The organism is Halobacillus litoralis, assembly GCF_009856445.1.
GTDB lineage: Bacteria > Bacillota > Bacilli > Bacillales > Halobacillaceae > Halobacillus > Halobacillus litoralis.
Map to the genome: position 1 here is coordinate 266810 of NZ_WMFA01000001.1, position 18058 is coordinate 284867.

At 46.3% G+C, this 18058-nt stretch carries 19 protein-coding genes and 2 riboswitches; of the genes, 17 read left to right on the forward strand and 2 right to left on the reverse strand.

What is annotated here, in order from left to right:
- The first annotated feature begins 100 nt into the window (after positions 1 to 100).
- The 5 genes from ku to GLW00_RS01255 all read left to right on the forward strand — a co-directional run bounded on the left by ku (position 101) and on the right by GLW00_RS01255 (position 4765).
- Complete coding sequence (gene ku / locus GLW00_RS01235) at positions 101 to 937, forward strand: non-homologous end joining protein Ku (RefSeq protein ID WP_160910661.1); 837 nt, start codon at positions 101 to 103, stop codon at positions 935 to 937.
- 74 nt (positions 938 to 1011) lie between these two features.
- Positions 1012 to 1191, forward strand: coding sequence for a hypothetical protein (locus GLW00_RS01240; protein WP_160910662.1), 180 nt, complete (start codon positions 1012 to 1014; stop codon positions 1189 to 1191).
- Complete coding sequence (locus tag GLW00_RS01245; protein ID WP_160910663.1) at positions 1184 to 1792, forward strand: Fic/DOC family protein; 609 nt, start codon at positions 1184 to 1186, stop codon at positions 1790 to 1792. The genes GLW00_RS01240 and GLW00_RS01245 overlap by 8 nt, the downstream gene beginning before the upstream one ends.
- Before the next feature lie 316 nt (positions 1793 to 2108).
- Entirely contained in the window at positions 2109 to 3077 is a 969-nt protein-coding gene (locus GLW00_RS01250; protein ID WP_160910664.1) for a threonine/serine dehydratase, read from the forward strand.
- A 17-nt stretch (positions 3078 to 3094) separates the two neighbouring features.
- The gene (locus GLW00_RS01255) at positions 3095 to 4765 is read left to right on the forward strand and encodes a PucR family transcriptional regulator (RefSeq protein WP_160910665.1); all 1671 of its coding nucleotides are present in this window, start codon (positions 3095 to 3097) and stop codon (positions 4763 to 4765) included.
- 21 nt (positions 4766 to 4786) lie between these two features.
- On the opposite strand, the gene GLW00_RS01260 is transcribed toward GLW00_RS01255, so the two are convergent.
- On the reverse strand, positions 4787 to 5323 hold the full coding sequence (locus GLW00_RS01260) for a DUF3221 domain-containing protein (RefSeq protein ID WP_160910666.1): 537 nt from the start codon (positions 5321 to 5323) through the stop codon (positions 4787 to 4789).
- 109 nt (positions 5324 to 5432) lie between these two features.
- Positions 5433 to 5542, forward strand: a riboswitch (TPP riboswitch).
- A gap of 93 nt (positions 5543 to 5635) precedes the next feature.
- On the opposite strand from GLW00_RS01260, the gene thiW reads away from it, so the two are divergent.
- From thiW to thiE, 5 genes are all read left to right on the forward strand, one after another.
- Positions 5636 to 6124, forward strand: coding sequence for an energy coupling factor transporter S component ThiW (gene thiW, locus GLW00_RS01265; RefSeq protein WP_160910667.1), 489 nt, complete (start codon positions 5636 to 5638; stop codon positions 6122 to 6124).
- A gap of 5 nt (positions 6125 to 6129) precedes the next feature.
- Positions 6130 to 6235, forward strand: a riboswitch (TPP riboswitch).
- Between the two features lie 42 nt (positions 6236 to 6277).
- Complete coding sequence (gene tenA / locus GLW00_RS01270; protein WP_160910668.1) at positions 6278 to 6964, forward strand: thiaminase II; 687 nt, start codon at positions 6278 to 6280, stop codon at positions 6962 to 6964.
- Positions 6961 to 7773 carry a bifunctional hydroxymethylpyrimidine kinase/phosphomethylpyrimidine kinase gene (gene thiD / locus GLW00_RS01275; RefSeq protein WP_160910669.1) on the forward strand — a complete coding sequence of 271 codons (813 nt, stop codon included), beginning with the start codon at positions 6961 to 6963 and terminating at the stop codon, positions 7771 to 7773. The genes tenA and thiD overlap by 4 nt, the downstream gene beginning before the upstream one ends.
- Positions 7764 to 8522, forward strand: a complete 759-nt coding sequence (gene thiM / locus GLW00_RS01280) for a hydroxyethylthiazole kinase (RefSeq protein ID WP_160910670.1) — start codon at positions 7764 to 7766, stop codon at positions 8520 to 8522. The genes thiD and thiM overlap by 10 nt, the downstream gene beginning before the upstream one ends.
- The gene (gene thiE / locus GLW00_RS01285; protein WP_160910671.1) at positions 8519 to 9133 is read left to right on the forward strand and encodes a thiamine phosphate synthase; all 615 of its coding nucleotides are present in this window, start codon (positions 8519 to 8521) and stop codon (positions 9131 to 9133) included. The genes thiM and thiE overlap by 4 nt, the downstream gene beginning before the upstream one ends.
- A gap of 40 nt (positions 9134 to 9173) precedes the next feature.
- Here thiE and GLW00_RS01290 read toward each other — a convergent pair whose 3' ends face one another.
- The gene (locus tag GLW00_RS01290; RefSeq protein ID WP_160910672.1) at positions 9174 to 10403 is read right to left on the reverse strand and encodes a threonine synthase; all 1230 of its coding nucleotides are present in this window, start codon (positions 10401 to 10403) and stop codon (positions 9174 to 9176) included.
- A 188-nt stretch (positions 10404 to 10591) separates the two neighbouring features.
- Here GLW00_RS01290 and GLW00_RS01295 point away from each other — a divergent pair, with 188 nt between their 5' ends.
- The 7 genes from GLW00_RS01295 (at position 10592) to GLW00_RS01325 (ending at position 17945) form a co-directional block, all read left to right on the forward strand.
- Positions 10592 to 11794 (forward strand): M24 family metallopeptidase, encoded by a 1203-nt coding sequence (locus tag GLW00_RS01295; protein WP_160910673.1) that lies wholly within the window; start codon positions 10592 to 10594, stop codon positions 11792 to 11794.
- 14 nt (positions 11795 to 11808) lie between these two features.
- A complete protein-coding gene (locus GLW00_RS01300; protein ID WP_160911799.1) occupies positions 11809 to 12783 on the forward strand; it encodes a cyclodeaminase in 975 nt (324 codons plus the stop codon).
- Positions 12764 to 13957 (forward strand): cystathionine gamma-synthase family protein, encoded by a 1194-nt coding sequence (locus GLW00_RS01305; protein ID WP_160910674.1) that lies wholly within the window; start codon positions 12764 to 12766, stop codon positions 13955 to 13957. Before GLW00_RS01300 ends, GLW00_RS01305 begins: the two co-directional genes overlap by 20 nt.
- 11 nt (positions 13958 to 13968) lie before the next feature.
- Positions 13969 to 15159: a M20 metallopeptidase family protein gene (locus GLW00_RS01310; protein WP_160910675.1), complete on the forward strand. Its 1191-nt coding sequence runs from the start codon at positions 13969 to 13971 to the stop codon at positions 15157 to 15159.
- The gene (locus GLW00_RS01315; protein WP_160910676.1) at positions 15156 to 16226 is read left to right on the forward strand and encodes a homoserine dehydrogenase; all 1071 of its coding nucleotides are present in this window, start codon (positions 15156 to 15158) and stop codon (positions 16224 to 16226) included. Before GLW00_RS01310 ends, GLW00_RS01315 begins: the two co-directional genes overlap by 4 nt.
- Positions 16223 to 17662 carry an aldehyde dehydrogenase family protein gene (locus tag GLW00_RS01320; protein WP_160910677.1) on the forward strand — a complete coding sequence of 480 codons (1440 nt, stop codon included), beginning with the start codon at positions 16223 to 16225 and terminating at the stop codon, positions 17660 to 17662. Before GLW00_RS01315 ends, GLW00_RS01320 begins: the two co-directional genes overlap by 4 nt.
- Before the next feature lie 76 nt (positions 17663 to 17738).
- Positions 17739 to 17945, forward strand: a complete 207-nt coding sequence (locus tag GLW00_RS01325; protein ID WP_160910678.1) for a hypothetical protein — start codon at positions 17739 to 17741, stop codon at positions 17943 to 17945.
- The last annotated feature ends 113 nt before the right edge of the window (positions 17946 to 18058 follow it).

Consider the following 18058-nt stretch of genomic DNA (forward strand, 5'->3'; position numbering starts at 1 on the left):
TTTAGTTGAATAGGTTAGGTTTTTTATGTAGTTTATCCATAGAGAAGAAACATATTTTTCATGGATCTCGTGAAACCTATAGGAAAAAGGAGTGAGCGGGATGCACACGATGTGGAAAGGGACCATCAGCTTCGGACTTGTGAATATTCCGGTGAAACTGCATGCAGCAACAGAGAATAAGGACATCAAACTGCGCCAGCTGCATGAAGAATGTAAATCACCAGTCGAATATGAGAAACGCTGCCCGGTATGTGATCGGGATATTGAGAGTGAAGAGATTGTCAAAGCTTATGAATATGCGAAGAACAAATTTGTCGTTTTAGATAAAGAAGACCTGGAACAGTTGAAGAAAGAACAGGAAGATAAAGCGGTCGAAATCATTGATTTTGTTAAATTGGAAGAAATCGATCCGATTTATTTTGAGCGGAGTTATTTTATTTCTCCAAGCGAGGGAGGATCAAAAGCATACAGCCTCCTTCGTCAGGCACTTGGTGATACGGAGAAGATTGGAATTGCTAAAATCATCATCCGCTCCAAGGAACAACTGGCGATTGTTCGTGTGTATGAGAATACACTTGTCATGGAAACCATTCATTATCCTGATGAGGTCAGGTCTGTCCAGGATGTGCCGAATGTTCCTGAAGAAACAGAGTTGAGTAAAAAAGAGTTGAGTACGGCGGTGACATTGATCGATCAGTTGACGGAAGAATTCGACCCTGAGAAATATAAAGATGAATACCGAACGGCTCTGATGGAACTGATTGAAGCGAAGAAAAACAATGAAGAGGTCACAACAGCCAAAGACAAACCGAAGCCGGATAACGTAACGAATTTAATGGATGCATTGGAAAAATCGTTGGAGAAAACAAAAGGCTCCAAGAAGAAGAAACCAACGAAGAAAAAGACGACCACATCCGGTAAGAAAAAGACGTCCTGACAGGGTTTTACCGTCTATAAAACCTCCTTCTGTAGTATAATGTAGAGGATAGGATTAAAGATCGGAGGGATATGATGACCGTACGTTCTGAGGAAGAAGTGGAATTACTTATGCGTCCGGCCCTGGCTTCTCTTGCTGTCGAGGGGGACCGCTTGAGCAAGAATCAGAAACTGCTTGTGAAAAAGTGCCTGACAGGGGAGATCTCTCACGAGGAATTCGTAACCCGGGCGTTGGAACTGGCTCGTCATGCCTAACACTAGGTATGGGAATGAAAAGTCGAAGTATTGTTATCCTGGGTCAAATGTATTAATCAACCATTTTGACATTAAGGACGAGAAACAACTGGCAGCCTTGGAGTCGATGTTTACGGCGCAAAGGCTTGCTGAGCTTCAATCAACCCCGATTACTGGGGAATTTGACTTGCGCCACTTACAGAAGATCCATGCGCGCCTATTTTCAGATCTTTATCCTTTTGCTGGAGAAATTCGAACAGAGAATATTACAAAGGACGGATTTTCTTTTGCTCAAGCCAGGTTCATACTCGATGCGGCAGAGCCTATATTTCAACAGATGATGAGAGAAGATTGGAAAAGTATGAACAGGGTTTTGATTGTAGAGAAATTGGTCTATTACATGTCAGAAATTAATGTGCTCCATCCTTTTAGAGAAGGAAACGGGAGAAGTTTACGAGAGTTTATTCGATGCGTAGCTTTGGAAGCAGGATATCGTTTGGATTGGTCCGTAGTACCACCAGAAGCCATCTTTAAAGCGAGTGTCCAATCTGTCAAAGATGTAAGCGCTCTTGCTCAGGTTATCAGTCAATCCTTAACCAACTACCAGAAACCTTCAGCCTGAAACGAGGCTGAAGGTTTTTTTATGAAGAAAAGGAGTCCACTTGAATAAAAAAAGTACAGCCGGGCTAAAAGTTGGATCTACGATTCGAATAGGAAGTGGTCTTTGAGGGATCGGGGATAGTGGCTTACCCATCTGACTTGTTTAATCTTTTATTGAGGACGCCGCGCGCCAAAGAACGGCGGCCTTTTACCAAAAGAATACGGCTTTGAACCCAACTAGTATTTTATCTCTTTAAATATAAGAGGTTGTTCCACTATAATAAAAATAACTGAAAATTCAAAACCTAGATTCATCTAAATTCTAGAAGGAGGACGTTATGATGACCAGCCTTTCCTTCAGAGAGGTATGGGAAGCGAAGAGTCGCATAGCTTCGTTTGTCCAATCCACTCCTATCCTTTATTCAGAGCCTCTTTCTGAGCGTACCGGCGCACGTGTTCACTTGAAACTTGAACATACCCATCCTACGGGGTCATTCAAGCTCAGAGGAGCAGCTAACAAAATTCTATCTCTTCCCGAGGAGGACTTAAAGAAAGGGGTAACTACCTTTTCAACGGGTAATCATGGGATCTCTGTTGCCTATATAGCAGCACAATTAGGGATTCCTTGTACAGTTTGTATTTCGAATCGTGTTCCGGAGGCTAAGGTTAATCGGTTGAAAAAGCTGCAAGCTGGGGTTGAAATCGTGGGGAAAAGTCAAGATGACGCAGAAGCAAGGTGTACGGAGTTGGAAAGAGACGAAGGGATGACCGTGATCAAGCCTTTTGACGATCGGGAAATTATCGCCGGCCAGGGCACGATTGCGCTTGAGATTATGGAACAGTGTCCGGATGTCGATGAGGTCATCATTCCCTTGTCTGGAGGAGGACTGCTGTCCGGGGTTGCTTTTGTTATGAAATCTATTGAACCTTCCATACTCGTAACGGGTGTGACGATGCAGAAGGGGGCGGTCATGCAGGAAAGCCTCGCCAAGGGGAAACCTGTCATCCTCGAGGAGTCTTATACCCTGGCTGACAGTCTGCTTGGAGGAATCGGGACAGAGAATCGTTACACTTTTCCCATGACGAAAGCTTTTATGGATAAAGGAGTGCTTGTGGAAGAGACGCATATTGAAGAAGGGCTGATCTTCACTCTCGAACACCATAAGATGGTTGTGGAAGGAGCAGCGGCCACAGGGATTGGCCACTTGCTTCATTGTAATGATCTACAAGGTAAAAATGTTGTTGTCGTCATGACAGGAAACAATATCGATCATCAAGCGGTTACAGATCTTTTGGCTAAATCGTAAGTGGGGGAGGAGTGGAGATGGGGGTTGCCGTGGAGGAAGTCTTAAAACTTTCCGTTCTCGAAAAAGCGAAAGTGCAGACAGAGATGTATCATCGCCAGGTAGACTGGATCTCCGTAATTGAAACACCTGTGGAGAACTTTGTAAGAAACAATGAATTTGTGTTAAGTACAGGGGTTGGGTGCGGAGAAGATGTGCTGGCACTAGAAGAATATGTGAGAGATGTCATCCGTTCGGAAGCATCTGTGCTGGCGTTTGCCACAGGACGGCATCTTTATAAAATCCCGGACCGGGTGTTAAAACTTGCGGAGAAACATGAGTTGATTGTAATGGAAATTCCATGGGAGGTCCGTTTTGGAGATATTTTACAGGACGTTTTACGATTGATTAATGAGGAGAGCCGCCAGGAGCAGCAAAGGACGGAAGAAATTCGCCAAGAGTTGATCAACTGTGTTCTGAACGGAAAAGGGCTGCAGGAGATCACATCCATCATCTATCAGAACACAGGTATTCCAACCGCGATCAGTGACCACAACAAACAAATCCGGGCGAATCAGTATTTTGATCGATATTTCATCGATGTCTTGAATGGACACGAACTGTCGCAGGAAGGCATCCTGGTAGAAACCGAAATGGACAGTGAGCACCCGCTCCGCCATTACATTGAAACCTATGAAATCGGTGATCAGAAATGCTACCAGCTTACCATTTTATCGAACTATAAAAAACAAGGATATATTCTCTTTAAGCCGAAGGAAGAAAAGGAGTTAACCTGGGTGAACCTTCATATCCTTGAGCATGCGCTTACCGCATGTGCCTTATATTTCGTAAAAGAGAATGCCATTGAAATGACTGAAATCAGACTTAAGGACAACTTCCTGCTGGACTTAGCTAAGCGGGAGAGGGAGATGGACAGAGCTCTTTTATCAAAAGCACAGCTGCTTGGTTATGACCTGGAGAAGCCTTATATTTGTCTCGTCGGCCACATCCGGTTCGTTCAGCCGGAGGAGGAGCGCACCTCTTTAACGATGCCTCAGGTCAAGTCGTCATCAATCAACAGTCGGAATTATTACATCCAGAAGGAAGTCACACATGCGGGTGATGCCCTGCATAGGAGGACGATGACCACTTTTGATGAAGGGGAGGTCATCGTTTATTTGGAAACAGACCGGCCGGACTACGGAGAAACCGCGAATCAGTTTCTTGACCTGATTGAGCGGAGACTTCATGAGTTGTTGAAGGGGATTACGATCAGCTGGGGGATCTCCTGCCATAAAGGGGGCTATCAGGTTTTTCATAAAAGTTATGAAGAGGCGGAAACCGCACTGAAAATCGGTCAGCAGCATGAAGAAGGGGAGCGGACATTTTTCAGTGATACAAGAATGAATCGCCTGCTCATGGCACTGTCCCACGAAGAAGAAATCGGAGCGATTGTTTCAGATACATTAGAAAAGCTGATTGATTATGATCAGAAGCGGCAGACAGAACTGATTCATACGTTTATGGTCTACAATAAATACAACAGCAATGTCAGCCAAACGGCCCGTGCGCTGAATTTGCACCGCCAATCTTTGCTGCACAGATTGAGAAACATTGAACATTTGACCGGGCTTTCACTTCTCAATGCCGATGACCTCTTTTTGCTAGAGCTCAGCGTAAGGTTATGGCTTTTGAAAAAAGTCGATGCATAGAGCGCTACCTCGGGTAGCGCTCTATTTTTTATCTTTGACGGTCGTTTTCCATTCGCCCTGATTGGTCCCGCGTCGATCCAGCTCGACAGTCCACTGGTCGGATTCCTTGTCAAAAGAAAGCAGAGAAACAATCAGCACATCGGACTTTTCCGGTTCTTTTTCAGATAATGCAGTAGAAAGAGCTTCAGAAGCTTTTAAGTCTGCTCCCTCTACTTCACTCATTTCAAGCTCCTGGACTTTTTCAGCGGTGGCTTGTTCAGGGTAGGATTCAGCGATATCCCCGTCTACCCAGACCTCGACCTGTTTGCCGACCCATAAACCTTTAGGAGCTCCAGCCACCCACATAGCCCTTCCTTCCTCCCCTGACCCATCATCCATCGGTGTGACAACAAGGATACTGTCCTCATCCTGATCCATGACAAACCCGCTTATGTCCGGGTCGGGTACTTCTGCTTCCACTTCCTTCTGGTCTACTTCCTCCGTTTCTGACAGCCCACATCCACTAAGGCATAAAGATAAAACCATGAACATACCAAGCATCCATCTCATTTTCATCATTCACACACTCCTTATCTTCTTAATGATGACGTTTGAACGGGAGCAAAAGTTTCACATGACAGAAACATCCAATTTTGTTATGATGAAAATCACCAAGCGAATAAGTTTATGAAACTACTAGGGGAGCCTGAATGGGCTGAGAGGAAAGCGAGCGAGCTTTCTGACTCTTACAAACCTGATCTGGTTAATACCAGCGGAGGGAAGTAGTCTGACGATACGTGTATCGGCTTACTGCATACCAGGCCAGGTCCTCTAAGGATCTGGCTTTTTTATTTACCTCCATTCTACTCCCGTTCAGAAAGGTGGTGAAATATGAAAAACACAAAGTTACTCACAACGATGGCTGTGCTTGTGGCAATCGGGACGCTCGGGGCGCAATTCCTTTGGTTCCCGGCCGGTATTGCGAAAGCTTATCCTGTCCAGCATGCGGTTAATGTGATTGCGGCGGTGGTGCTTGGCCCCGTGCCGGCGGTCATGATTGCTTTTGTTATCGGGCTTTTACGTTTCTTATTAGGGCTCGGCACCTTTCTTGCTTTCCCAGGCGGGATGTTTGGTGCATTATTGGCAGGGATTTTTTATCGGATGTTTGAAAGAAAAAGTTCTGCGGTGATTGGTGAAGTGCTCGGCACTGGAGTCATCGGAGCTTTGGCATCTGTCCCGATCGCACACGTCTTGATGGGAAGTTCAGCTGGTGTTTTTGCGTTTGTTCCTTCTTTTGTCGTAAGCAGTGTCTCGGGGGCTTTCATTGCTGCCTTCATTTTATCACGAGTGAAAGTTGAAAACATGATCTTACAACCATAATACACGGAAACTGCTAGGGGCGCGAGTATTCGCTGAGATAAGGAAACATTCCTTGGTCCCTCAATACCTGATCCGGGTCATGCCGGCGGAGGGAAGTAGTAAGAATCCCCTTCTGTCCTCTAGTAGCTTCCAAGAATAATAGGAGGCTCTATCATGTCTTTTTCCAAACAATTAAGAAATGAAAATCAGGATATTTATCAAGAAATCTTCACTCATCCCTTTGTCCAGGGGATCGGGAAAGGAGAGGTCCCGAAAGAAGCGTTGATTCATTATATCAAGGCTGATTATGAATATCTGAATGCTTTTATGCATGTGTATGGAATCGCTATTTCCAAGTCCCCTTGTAGAGAAGACATTCAACTGTTTAATAAGCAAATCGATTTTGTGTTGAACAGCGAGGTCCATCCTCATAACAATTTTTGTGAACAGATTGGCGTTTCCTATGAAGAGCTTCAAGGGTATCCGTTGCCGCCGACTGCTGATCACTATATAAAGCATATGCTATTTCATGCCCATAATGGGGGGATCGGTGAAATATTAGCGGCCTTGCTTCCATGCCCGTGGACCTACTATGAAATCGGGGTCGAGCTTAAGAACCACTACCAGCCAGGGGTTGACCATCCTTTTCTCCCTTGGATCGATTTTTATGCCGATGCAGAGGTGAACAGTCTGACGGCGGTGTTATGTGAGCGGCTTGATCAGTATGCTGTACAAGCGTCTGAACTAGAAAAACAGCGGATGAGAGAAGCTTTTCGTAAAAGCTGTCAGTTGGAATATGCTTTTTGGGATATGGCTTACACACAAGAACAATGGCCTTGTGAAAAGGAGGTTGTGAGATGAGACAAGTATCATGTGCGCTGACAATTGCAGGGACTGATCCGAGTGGTGGCGCGGGTATACAGGCAGACTTGAAGACGTTCCAGGAATTGAAGAGTTACGGGATGAGTGTTGTAACTTCAGTCGTTTCCCAAAACACGACAGGTGTGAAGGATGTTCATCACCTCCCGGAAAACTTCATTAAGAGTCAACTGGAAGCTATTTCTGAGGATATGCCTGTTCATGCACTGAAAACTGGGATGATTACCAATAAGGGGATGATGAGAGTCATCAGTGAATGGTTGGATGAAGTGGCTGCTCCTTACATCATGGACCCTGTCATGGTTGCCCAGAGCGGAGACCCTTTGATTGAAAAAGAAGATCAACGGTATTTAAAAGAATACCTTGTGCCCAGGACATCACTCGTCACTCCGAACATCCCTGAAACTGAAGTCCTTGTCGGAGGAAAAATTAAAACAGAAGCAGATATGAAAGAAGCAGCCGAAATGATTGTGAAAGATTTAGGTGCGGGAGCGTCTCTTGTCAAAGGGGGCCATCTACATGGAAGAGCGGTTGATTTTCTATATGATGGTGGACGTGTCTATGAATTTGAATCTGAAAGGATTGATTCTCCAAATACGCATGGCACAGGGTGCACATATTCAGCAGCCATTACGGCTTACCTGAGCCAGGGACACGCTTTGCCACAAGCTGTTAAAGAAGCCAAATACTTCGTAACAGAAGCGATTCGCCACTCCTTCGACTTAGGAAAAGGAAGCGGACCGACCAATCATTTTGCTTTACGTGAGGAGGTTTTCAACAAATGGCTGTAAGTGTTATCGAAAGAGTAAGAACACAACGCCCACTGATTCATCACATCACGAATTCAGTGGTGATGAATTTTACAGCGAACGGTCTTTTAGCTTTTGGAGGATCGCCAATCATGGCCAATGCCACGCAGGAAGTGGCGGATGTTACCCGATTGTCTCAAGGACTGTTATTGAATATAGGAACGCTTCATGAAGAACAGGTGAAAGCGATGATCCTTGCTGGTAAAGCTGCCAATGAAATCGGCATTCCTATCGTCTTCGATCCTGTCGGCGCTCCTGCTACTCGTTATCGTTCAGAGGCATGTCAGAGGATCTTGCAGGAGGTGACTCCGACGGTTATGAAAGGGAATGCCGGAGAACTTGCCCATCTCATCGGTCTAAATGTGGAAACGCAAGGCGTAGACTCCACAGGAGCAGCTGATTCCGAAGCCATCGTCCGCTTAGTAGCGGAGAAATATCAGACTGGAGCCGTCTGTACAGGAGAACAGGATGTCGGATGTATGGATGGGGATGTTTTTGTTAATGAAACAGGACACCCTCACCTTGCTCAAATTACGGGTTCCGGCTGTTTACTTGGTTCTTTGCTTACAGCAAGCTTAGCAGTAGAAGGCAATCCTAAAGAAAAGGTGCTGGCAACATTAAGCCATTATGGACGGGCGGCGGAACAAGCAGCAGGGCAACCTGATGTCAAAGGACCAGGGACATTCATACCGCGGTTTGTCGATGCTTTAGCAAAGGGTGAAGAGACATGAAAGCTTCTACCCTTCGAAAATACTTCGTCATGGGAAGCCAAAACTGTGCCAAAGATCCTTTGAGTATTTTGGATGAAGCGATTGGAGCTGGAATCACGTGCTTTCAATATAGAGAAAAAGGAGAAGGCGCTCTAACTGGAGAGGCGATGTACAGTCTCGGTCATAAGCTGCGCCAACGTTGTGCTGAAGCGGGTATTTTATTTATCGTCAACGATGACATCGAACTTTTTGATGTGCTTCAAGCCGATGGAATACACGTGGGGCAGAGTGATCGAAGTGTGAAAGAAATTCGTTCAAAATACCCTGATACAATCATAGGGTTATCGGTATCCGATCGGACAGAATTAGAAGAGAGTCCTGTCCATCTTGTCGACTATTTAGGTGTAGGTCCGATGTTCAGGACAATGACGAAGAAAGACGCCAGCCCTGTAGCAGGGCCTGAATGGGTGAAGGTCGTCAAAAAAGCGTTTCCTGACATGCCCGTAGTCGGGATCGGAGGCATTCATCCAGAAAATGCTGGGGAAGTAATGGAAGCGGGAGCGGACGGGGTCGCCGTCATATCAGCCATTACACAAGCAGCTGACATTTCCTCTGCCGTGAAATCCTTATAAAATAGAAAGGAACTCATGCGTGTCATGAGTTCCTTTTTTGTTATCTGATGGTTTTCGTGATTCCTAAACTTTCCCCTGGTTGAAGAACCGGAATTTCGATCTGAACGGTATCCGGATATTTAATGCCAGCACCCGTATTAAGTACGACCACTTCATCCTCTGCGGCAATCCAATTTTCTGCTCTTAACTTTCTGGCAGCAGCAAATGCTGCAGCTCCTTCTGGGCAGACGAAGGCCCCTTCTTTTTGAGCGATTCTTTTCTGTTCCTCTAATAGTTCAGTGTCGCTGACGGCTACCGCACACCCTTCTGTATCATAAAGGGCGTCGAGGACAAGGAAATCTCCAATTGCTTTTGGGACATTGATGCCGAATGCAATCGTTTCAGAATCCTCCCAGAAGGATGATTCTTTTTGACCTTGCTGCCATGCTTCCACAATCGGCGCACAGCCTTCGGATTGGACAGCTACCAGTCTCGGCATCCGGTCTTCGGTAATCCACCCAAGCTCCTGCAATTCTCTCAGTGCTTTATGAATGCCGATCAATCCGACACCCCCACCTGTAGGATAGAGGATAACATCTGGAACGTTCCATCCTAATTGTTCGGCAATTTCAAGCCCCATCGTTTTCTTTCCTTCAATTCTGTATGGTTCCTTTAGTGTGGACACATCATAGAGCCCTGATTTTTCTACAGCTTCCGCCACGATTTTACCTGCATCGCTGATGAGGCCGTCGACGAGAAAGAGGTTGGCGCCGGATAAGGCACATTCGTTCCTGGTAATTTTCGGTGCGTCGACGGGCATGACGATAGTTGATTCCATCGATGCTCTTGAAGCGTATAAAGACCAGGCGGCACCGGCATTGCCATTGGTCGGCATGGCAAGTTCTTTCACTCCCAGTTCTTTCGCTTTTGATACGCCGACCGCAGCTCCTCTTGCTTTGAACGATCCAGTAGGGATAATCCCTTCATCTTTCATATGCAGTTTGCGGATATTCATATCGGCCTGAAGAGTAGGAAGGGGGATCAACGGACTCATGCCTTCCCCCAAAGAAGTTTTGTATGTAGGGTCCTGGAGTGGTAATAGTTCATGGTAACGCCAAAGGTCAGGGGCTCTTTCTTTCAACTGCTCAGGAGACCACGACTCTTTCAATTTGTCTAAATCATAGCTTACGAGTAAAGGAGATCCGCATGTACATAGATGCTGAGGTTCGTCTGCTTTATAGGTTTCCTCACATTTCGGGCAGTACAAATGAGATAAGTAACTGTATGTCATCATTATCCTCCTTCTATCTGGTTATTCGTATCTTAACATAAGAAGTTAGTGGAAAGGTTTGTGACGACATTGTATTAAGGACATCTCCAAAACTTCATACACTTTTTACATTACAAGAAAAAAATTCTTTGAATACAATGAATATACAGTAATTTAAATATTCAGACAAATAGCGCGGAGGGGATGAAATGGTTCTTCCTTTTGACATTTTAGAGTATCAGCAGCGTTTGCAGAAAACGAAGAAACGAATGGCTGACCAAGGAATTGACGTGCTTTTGATTACAGACCCGGCAAACATGAATTACCTTTCTGGTTATGATGCCTGGTCTTTTTATGTACACCAAATGCTTGTGGTTATCATTGATGAACCACAACCGCTGTGGATCGGCCGTTACCAGGATGCGAATGGGGCTCGGGTGACGACGTGGATCTATGATGAGAATGTCATTGCCTATCCGGATTACTATGTCCATTCAAATGTTTATCACCCGATGGACTTTATGGCAGATATTCTGCTTCAAATCGGTCAAGGAAATAGGAAAATAGGCGTTGAGAAGGATCATTACTATTTTACAGCGAAGGCTTTTGAAAGATTGGAAAGAGGACTGCCGAATGCGACCTTTCAGGATGCGACATTACTTGTGAACAGCGTCCGTATCGTCAAGTCGGATCAGGAAATCGAGTATATGAGACGGGCAGCGCAAATTGCGGACGTAGCGATGACCAAAGGGGTGGAAAGCATTGATCCGGGCGTCAGGGAGTGTGATACGGCAGCCGAAATTTACTATCACCTGGTAAGGGGGACACCGGAGTTTGGTGGTGAATACCCAGCGATTGTTCCACTGCTACCGACCGGGGATCATACGTCCATTCCTCATTTGACCTGGTCAGACCGACCTTTTGTCAAAGGCAATGCTGTCATCGTCGAACTGGCCGGGTGCTACAAGCGCTACCATGTCCCTCTTGCCCGTACGGTTTCCATAGGAGAACCGAATGAAAAAATGAAACAAGTCGCCCCGGTCGTTTTGGAAGGGATACAGAATGTCCTCGACTTTGCAAAGCCTGGAGTGACTTGTGGAGAATTGGAAGAAGTGTGGAGGAAGAGCATTAAGAAACATGGGTATGAAAAAGAGGCGCGCTTAGGTTATTCCGTTGGCCTCAATTATCCACCGGATTGGGGAGAGCATACAGCAAGCATTCGTAAAGGAGATTCGACGATCCTGGAACCCAATATGACGTTCCATTTGATTCCGGCGCTATGGTTCGATACGGATGGAATTGAGATCAGTGAAACCTTTAGAGTCACGGAATCTGGCAGTGAACGGTTCACCACCTATCCGCAGGAGTTAATCATTCGTGATCATATGGATTTGAGCGGTCAAATCAGCTGAAGGAGTGATGGGAAATTAGACTCTATGAACGGAAGGACATTGAAAAAGTGATTCGTCTGGATACCGAACTTATAGACAGAATCGAAACAGCCTTCACTTCACTAGTGGAAAAAGAAACAACGATGCCGCCCATCATGCGTGTGGATGTGCCGGACCATAATGGCGAAGTAGATATTAAGTCCGCCTATATTAAAGGTGAAGACAGTTTTGCTGTGAAGCTGTCTTCTGGTTTTTTTAATAACCCTGCATTAGGACTTCCGAGTGCGAATGGGCTGATGATTCTCATCAATAGTCATACAGGAGAACCACTGGCGGTCTTGGCCGATAAAGGCTGGTTGACAGATTTGCGAACGGCAGCTGCGGGAGCTGTGGCTGCAAAATATGGAAGCAGGAAAGACAGCCGGATTGCAGGGATCCTTGGTACTGGAGCTCAAGCTCGTCTCCAGCTCCAAGCACTTATGCTGGTTCGTCCGATTGAGCATGTGTTCGTTTATGGGAGGAGCCCTGAAAAAACTCTGCAGTATAAACAAGAAATGGAGCAGAAACTGGGAATTAATTTGATCGTTTGTGATTCAGTGGAGCAAGTGGTAGGAAAAAGCGATCTCGTGGTAACAACGACACCGTCCAAAGAACCATTAATTTATGGCGATTGGATAAGACCGGGACTTCACATCACCGCTATGGGTTCGGATGCAGAACAAAAGCGGGAGCTGGATGCCACAGTTTTGGAAAGAGCGGATGTCATCGTCTGTGATGTGAAAGCTCAGTCCGCCCGTTTGGGAGAGCTGCGAGCGTCACCGAATCAACTGGATCGTGCGATAGAGCTTGGGGAAGTCACAAGTGGAAAACAATCGTTCCGCCAAGCAGATGAGGACATTACGATTTGTGATCTGACAGGCACGGGGGTGCAGGATACAGCTATTGCAAGACACGTATACCATCAACTATTAGTTCGGGAGGGCGTTACGGATGAAAGACGCAAAGTTTAGTACCAAATCAATTTGGGCCGGTGAAAAAGAACAACTCGCTTTTGGAGCGACGCAAGTGCCTGTCGTCCATAGTGTTTCTTTTGGTTATGACGACATGGATGAATGGTATGAAGTAGCGGTTGGCAATAAGCCGGGCCATATTTATGGACGGAACACAAATCCGACCGTTCAGGCGTTCGAAGAAAAAATTCGCATTTTAGAAAATGCAGAAGCGGCTACAAGCTTTTCCACTGGGATGGCGGCAATCAGTAATACGCTTGGCACGTTGCTATTCCCTGGTGACCGGGTGGTAACCATTAAGGATACGTACGGAGGAACCAATAAAATCTTTACAGAATTCCTTCCCAAACAGCAAGTGGAAGTCGTATTGTGTGAAACCGGAGATCATGAGGCGCTGGAAGCTGAGGTGGCTAAAGGGTGCAAAGTGCTTTATTTGGAAAGCCCGACGAACCCGACGGTGAAAATTACGGATATCAGGCGGATGGCTGCTGCCGGCAAAGCGGTAGGGGCAACGGTTGTTGTTGATAATACATTTGCTACGCCCGTGAATCAAAACCCATTGGATCTTGGAGCGGACCTTGTGATCCATAGCGCAACGAAATTTTTAGGCGGGCATGCCGATGCTTTAGGCGGGGCGTTATGTGGCAGAAAGAGCTTAGTCGACGCGGTATACCACTACAGGGAAATTAACGGAGCCACCCTCGATCCAATGGCTGCCTATTTGCTTTTGAGAGGCATGAAGACACTGAAGCTTCGTGTGGAACAGCAAAACCAAAATGCCGCAGCCATTGCAGAACATTTACAAACCTTCGACCTGGTAGAAGAAGTTTTTTACCCAGGACTGCCTTCTCACCCGCATCATCAAATCGCAAAACAACAAATGAAAGGGTTTGGAGGGATGCTCAGCTTTGCTGTGAAAGGCGGAGTAACCACTGTACGGGACCTTTTACCGAAGCTGCAGTTCGCTAACCGCGCTGCCAATCTAGGGTCAGTGGAAACCGTTGTCGGACCTTCAAGAACGACAAGTCATGTGGAATGTACCCCGGCAGAGCGTGCAGCTATGGGCATTCCAGAAGGCTTGATTCGTTACTCCGCTGGCATTGAAGATATTGATGACTTGAAAAATGACCTTTCACAGGCTTTCCAATCGTTACACACTTATGTGAAGAAGTGAGGAGGGAAGATGTGAAGACCGAAAAGTCGGATCTCACCTTGCGCTCAGACCAGATTTTTGATGATTTGGTGGGGTGGCGGAGGGACTTCCACCGCTTCCCTGAACTCAGCTTTCAAGAAAAGCGAACAAGTGAAAAGTTAGAAGAAATATTAGAAAGCTTCCAGGAATTTGAGATCGAAAAGAATGTCGGAGGCTACGGGATCATTGCCACCGTCAGCCACGGGGAGGGCCCTGTTGTCGGGATTCGTGCAGATATGGACGCCCTTCCGATCACAGAAACAACGGGTGTTTCCTGGGCTTCACATAACCCTGGAGTCATGCATGCGTGCGGGCATGATGCACATATGGCCATCTTGCTCGGCATTGCAAAGTTGTTGGCGGAGGATGCAAAGGCAGGCCGTTTTCAAGGAACGGTCAAACTGATTTTTCAGCCTGCAGAAGAAAGTTGTGATGAAGCAGGGGAAACGGGAGCGTTAAAAATGCTGGCTTCCGGAAAATTTCAACACATGGACGCCATTTTGTCCCTTCATATGTGCCCTTGGAGGAAATTCGGAGAGATTCAATGGAATGATGGACCAAGCATGGCGAACAATGATGAATTTCATTTGAGAATTGAGGGAAGCGGCGGCCATGCGGGATATCCGCAGCACGTGAAAGACCCAATATGGATGTCGACTTATGTGTTGCAGGCGTTATACAGCATAAATGGCCGGAAAGTGAACCCCATGGACGTCGGCACCATCAGTGTTGGGCAGGTGCATGCCGGAGAGGCCAGCAATGTTATTCCAGGCATTGTAGAGATCCAAGGAACCCTAAGATCCTATAAAGATGATGTAAGGGAAATGTTAGGCAATGAAATCCGTCAGGCGGCTAAAATCGTCTCAGCGCTCGGCGGGAAATATTCCCTTCGCATCCATCACGGCGAACCCTCATTGATCAACGATCCTAGAATAAACCGGATCATAAACGAAGCTGCATCCGGGCTCCATATGCATGAAGAGCCCTTTGGTATGGGGAGTGAAGACTTCAGTCATTTCACTAGAAAGATACCAGGGGCGATGTTTTTTCTCGGTTGCGGTCTGAAAAGGGAAAGGAGCCTCCATCAATCGGATTTTGATATCGATGAACGTTCAATGACGATGGGTGTGCGTGTGCTTTTGGAGAGTGCTTACTTAATACTTGTGCGAGGAGGGGTCCATTGAGTATGAAAATAGCTATGATTGGATTTGGAGGCGTAGGTCAGGCATTTGCGGAAATTGTAGAGGAAAAGCATCAGGAACTTCAGCAGAACTACGGACTTGATGTGGAAATCGTGGCCATTTCGGATGTCATGAAAGGATCCATTTTTCAGCCGGATGGACTGAATATTACAAAGGTACTGGAGTGTGTGAAACAAACGGGTTCTGTAGAAACTTATCCGTCATCCAGTCAAACGGTTAAAGGGTGGAACAGTGTCGAAACAATAGAGAAATCACAGGCGGATGTCATCATTGAAGTCACTTATACCGATGTCAAAACCGGTGAACCTGCGCTTACTCACTGTCATCGTGCTTTTGAAACCGGTAAAAGTGTCATAACGACTAACAAAGGTCCTGTGGCTCTCGCCTATCAGGAATTGACCGAAAAGGCAAACGAACATGAGGTGTTTTTCGGATTCGAAGGAACGGTTATGAGCGGAACACCTGCGCTAAGGCTCCCACTGGAAACTCTGGCTGGCAATGAAATCAAGGAAATCAGAGGGATATTGAATGGCACAACCAACTATATCCTTACCGCTATGGAAAGTGGAATGACATTGAATCAAGCGCTTGAAAAAGCACAAGCACTCGGTTATGCCGAAGCCGATCCGACGAGTGACATTGAAGCTTACGATGTCAGGTATAAAGCGGCTATATTATCGAACCATGTGTATGGGGTTCATCTGGACCCGGATGACATTTTCTGTGCCGGGATTACCGGTTTAACAGTAGAAGATATCAAAGAAGCGGAAAAGGCCGGTGAAAAATGGAAGCTGCTTGCCCGGATTTCTCAGGATAACGGATCAGTGAAGGCGATTGTCCGACCAGAGCGTGTGAAAAAGGATGATCTCTTAGCTCGTGTGAATGGTGCAACCAATGCAATTGTTTATGAATGTGATCTTTCCGGTCCCATCATGCTCACAGGTGCAGGAGCAGGGTTGAAGGAAACAGGGTTTTCTTTGTTAATCGATCTGATTCATTGCCACAAACAGAAGCAGGTAGCCAAAATCGGAGGAGGGAGCCACTCATGACGACGAAGGTTAAAAGCTATAAAATGCTGATCGGGGGAGAATGGCGGGAAGGGTTACACAGTTTTGAAGTAAGCAATCCGCAGAACGGTGAAGTGCTGGCCACGGTCCCCTCTGCCACGGAAGAGGACATGATCGAAGCTATTGAAACCGCAGACCGCACTTTTCGCATGAGAGACCCCATCCCTACCCATGAACGCATCCATATACTTAATAGAGTATCTGAGTTTATGGAGAGGGATCACGAAGCGTTTGCAGCAACCATCGCACGTGAGGGAAGTAAAACAATTACCGAAGCACGTTCAGAGGTCTCACGAGCCATTCAAACCATTCGGATCAGTGCCGAGGAAGCGAGACGTTTGAAAGGAGAGACCATCAATTTCGATCAAAATCCAGGCAGTGAAAAACGAGTCGGGTATTATCAACGTTTTCCTGTAGGTGTTGTAGGAGCCATCACTCCTTTTAATGATCCGCTCAATTTAGTCGCACATAAAATAGGTCCAGCTATTGCTGCAGGGAATGCGATCGTCGTCAAACCAGCCTCAGCTACGCCTTTAAGTGCGTTGAAGTTAGCGGAATCATTCGTAGAGGCTGGATTACCTGGAGGTTATCTATCCGTGGTTACTGGGGCAGGGAAGGAAGTCGGAGATCCACTGGTTACCCACCCCGCCGTCAAAATGGTTTCTTTTACGGGAGGCTCTGATGCCGGAGAAGCTATCACGAGAAAAGCAGGAACGAAGAAAATAAGCATGGAGTTAGGATCGAACTCACCAGTCATCGTCCTTAATGATGCAGACCTTTCCAAGGCTGTTCATGCGTGCTGTTCGGGTGCTTTTTCAGCGGCAGGGCAGAATTGCATCGGTGTTCAAAGAATCTTTGTGGGAAGAGAACTTTATGCAAGTTTCCTCGAAGGACTTGTGGAAGCCGCTGAAGCACTGAAGGTCGGCGATAAAATGGATGAAAGAACTGATATAGGTCCGATGATTAATGAAAAAGAAGCGGTCCGTGTATCCGAATGGGTCGAAGAAGCTTTAGCAAAGGGAGCACAAATAGAAACAGGCGGGGTCCGTGATGGAGCATACTATTCTCCAACGATTCTTAGCCATGTTCCGTCAGAAGCGAAAGTGATGACAGAAGAAATCTTCGGCCCTGTGGTGATTGTAAACCCTGTCGCTGATCTAGAGGAAGCCATTGATCAATCCAATGCTGTTAATTATGGTCTCCATGCAGGAATTTTTACAAACGATATCAATCAGGCTTTTAAAGCCATAAGAAAAATGGATGTAGGCGGAATTATGATCAATGACAGCAGCGATTATCGAATTGATGAAATGCCATTTGGAGGTACGAAGGGATCCGGTATCGGACGAGAGGGCGTACGTTTCAGCATAGAATCCATGACTGAACAAAAAGTCGTATGCTTCCATCTTGATGACTAGAAAAGCCGCTTGAGACCGTCCATTTGTGTTTGTCATTCATCTGGTAGGGGAATGCCTCCACAAAGGAGGTCATGGAATGGCACAATTTTACGTGAATCAGAACCAACAGACTGGTGGCGAACATGAAGTGCATGTTGAAGGCTGTGATTTTATGCCTTTTGAGCAGAATTTATTGGAATTGGGCGGCCACGACGATTGCGCAAACGCACTTGAGGTTGCCAGAAATACTTACGATGATGTCAATGGCTGCAAACATTGCTGCCCCGACTGTCACACCAAATAACCTTCTCAAAACCTGAACGGTCCTTAAAGGAACCTTCAGGTTTTTTATTGATTTCACTATATGACAGGATTGTGGAAGACTCGATTTCGAGACTTTTGTCGGAGTTAAGGGGC

Bases quoted from the DNA above. Each gene is read 5' to 3' on its own strand.
- GLW00_RS01260 (WP_160910666.1), bottom strand. From the start codon at position 5,323: ATGATGAAAATGAGATGGATGCTTGGTATGTTCATGGTTTTATCTTTA.
- GLW00_RS01325 (WP_160910678.1), top strand. From the start codon at position 17,739: ATGGCACAATTTTACGTGAATCAGAACCAACAGACTGGTGGCGAACAT.
- thiM (WP_160910670.1), top strand. From the start codon at position 7,764: ATGGCTGTAAGTGTTATCGAAAGAGTAAGAACACAACGCCCACTGATT.
- thiD (WP_160910669.1), top strand. From the start codon at position 6,961: ATGAGACAAGTATCATGTGCGCTGACAATTGCAGGGACTGATCCGAGT.
- ku (WP_160910661.1), top strand. From the start codon at position 101: ATGCACACGATGTGGAAAGGGACCATCAGCTTCGGACTTGTGAATATT.
- GLW00_RS01295 (WP_160910673.1), top strand. From the start codon at position 10,592: ATGGTTCTTCCTTTTGACATTTTAGAGTATCAGCAGCGTTTGCAGAAA.
- thiW (WP_160910667.1), top strand. From the start codon at position 5,636: ATGAAAAACACAAAGTTACTCACAACGATGGCTGTGCTTGTGGCAATC.
- GLW00_RS01320 (WP_160910677.1), top strand. From the start codon at position 16,223: ATGACGACGAAGGTTAAAAGCTATAAAATGCTGATCGGGGGAGAATGG.
- GLW00_RS01245 (WP_160910663.1), top strand. From the start codon at position 1,184: ATGCCTAACACTAGGTATGGGAATGAAAAGTCGAAGTATTGTTATCCT.
- GLW00_RS01305 (WP_160910674.1), top strand. From the start codon at position 12,764: ATGAAAGACGCAAAGTTTAGTACCAAATCAATTTGGGCCGGTGAAAAA.
- GLW00_RS01240 (WP_160910662.1), top strand. From the start codon at position 1,012: ATGACCGTACGTTCTGAGGAAGAAGTGGAATTACTTATGCGTCCGGCC.
- thiE (WP_160910671.1), top strand. From the start codon at position 8,519: ATGAAAGCTTCTACCCTTCGAAAATACTTCGTCATGGGAAGCCAAAAC.
- GLW00_RS01255 (WP_160910665.1), top strand. From the start codon at position 3,095: ATGGGGGTTGCCGTGGAGGAAGTCTTAAAACTTTCCGTTCTCGAAAAA.
- GLW00_RS01290 (WP_160910672.1), bottom strand. From the start codon at position 10,403: ATGACATACAGTTACTTATCTCATTTGTACTGCCCGAAATGTGAGGAA.
- tenA (WP_160910668.1), top strand. From the start codon at position 6,278: ATGTCTTTTTCCAAACAATTAAGAAATGAAAATCAGGATATTTATCAA.
- GLW00_RS01250 (WP_160910664.1), top strand. From the start codon at position 2,109: ATGATGACCAGCCTTTCCTTCAGAGAGGTATGGGAAGCGAAGAGTCGC.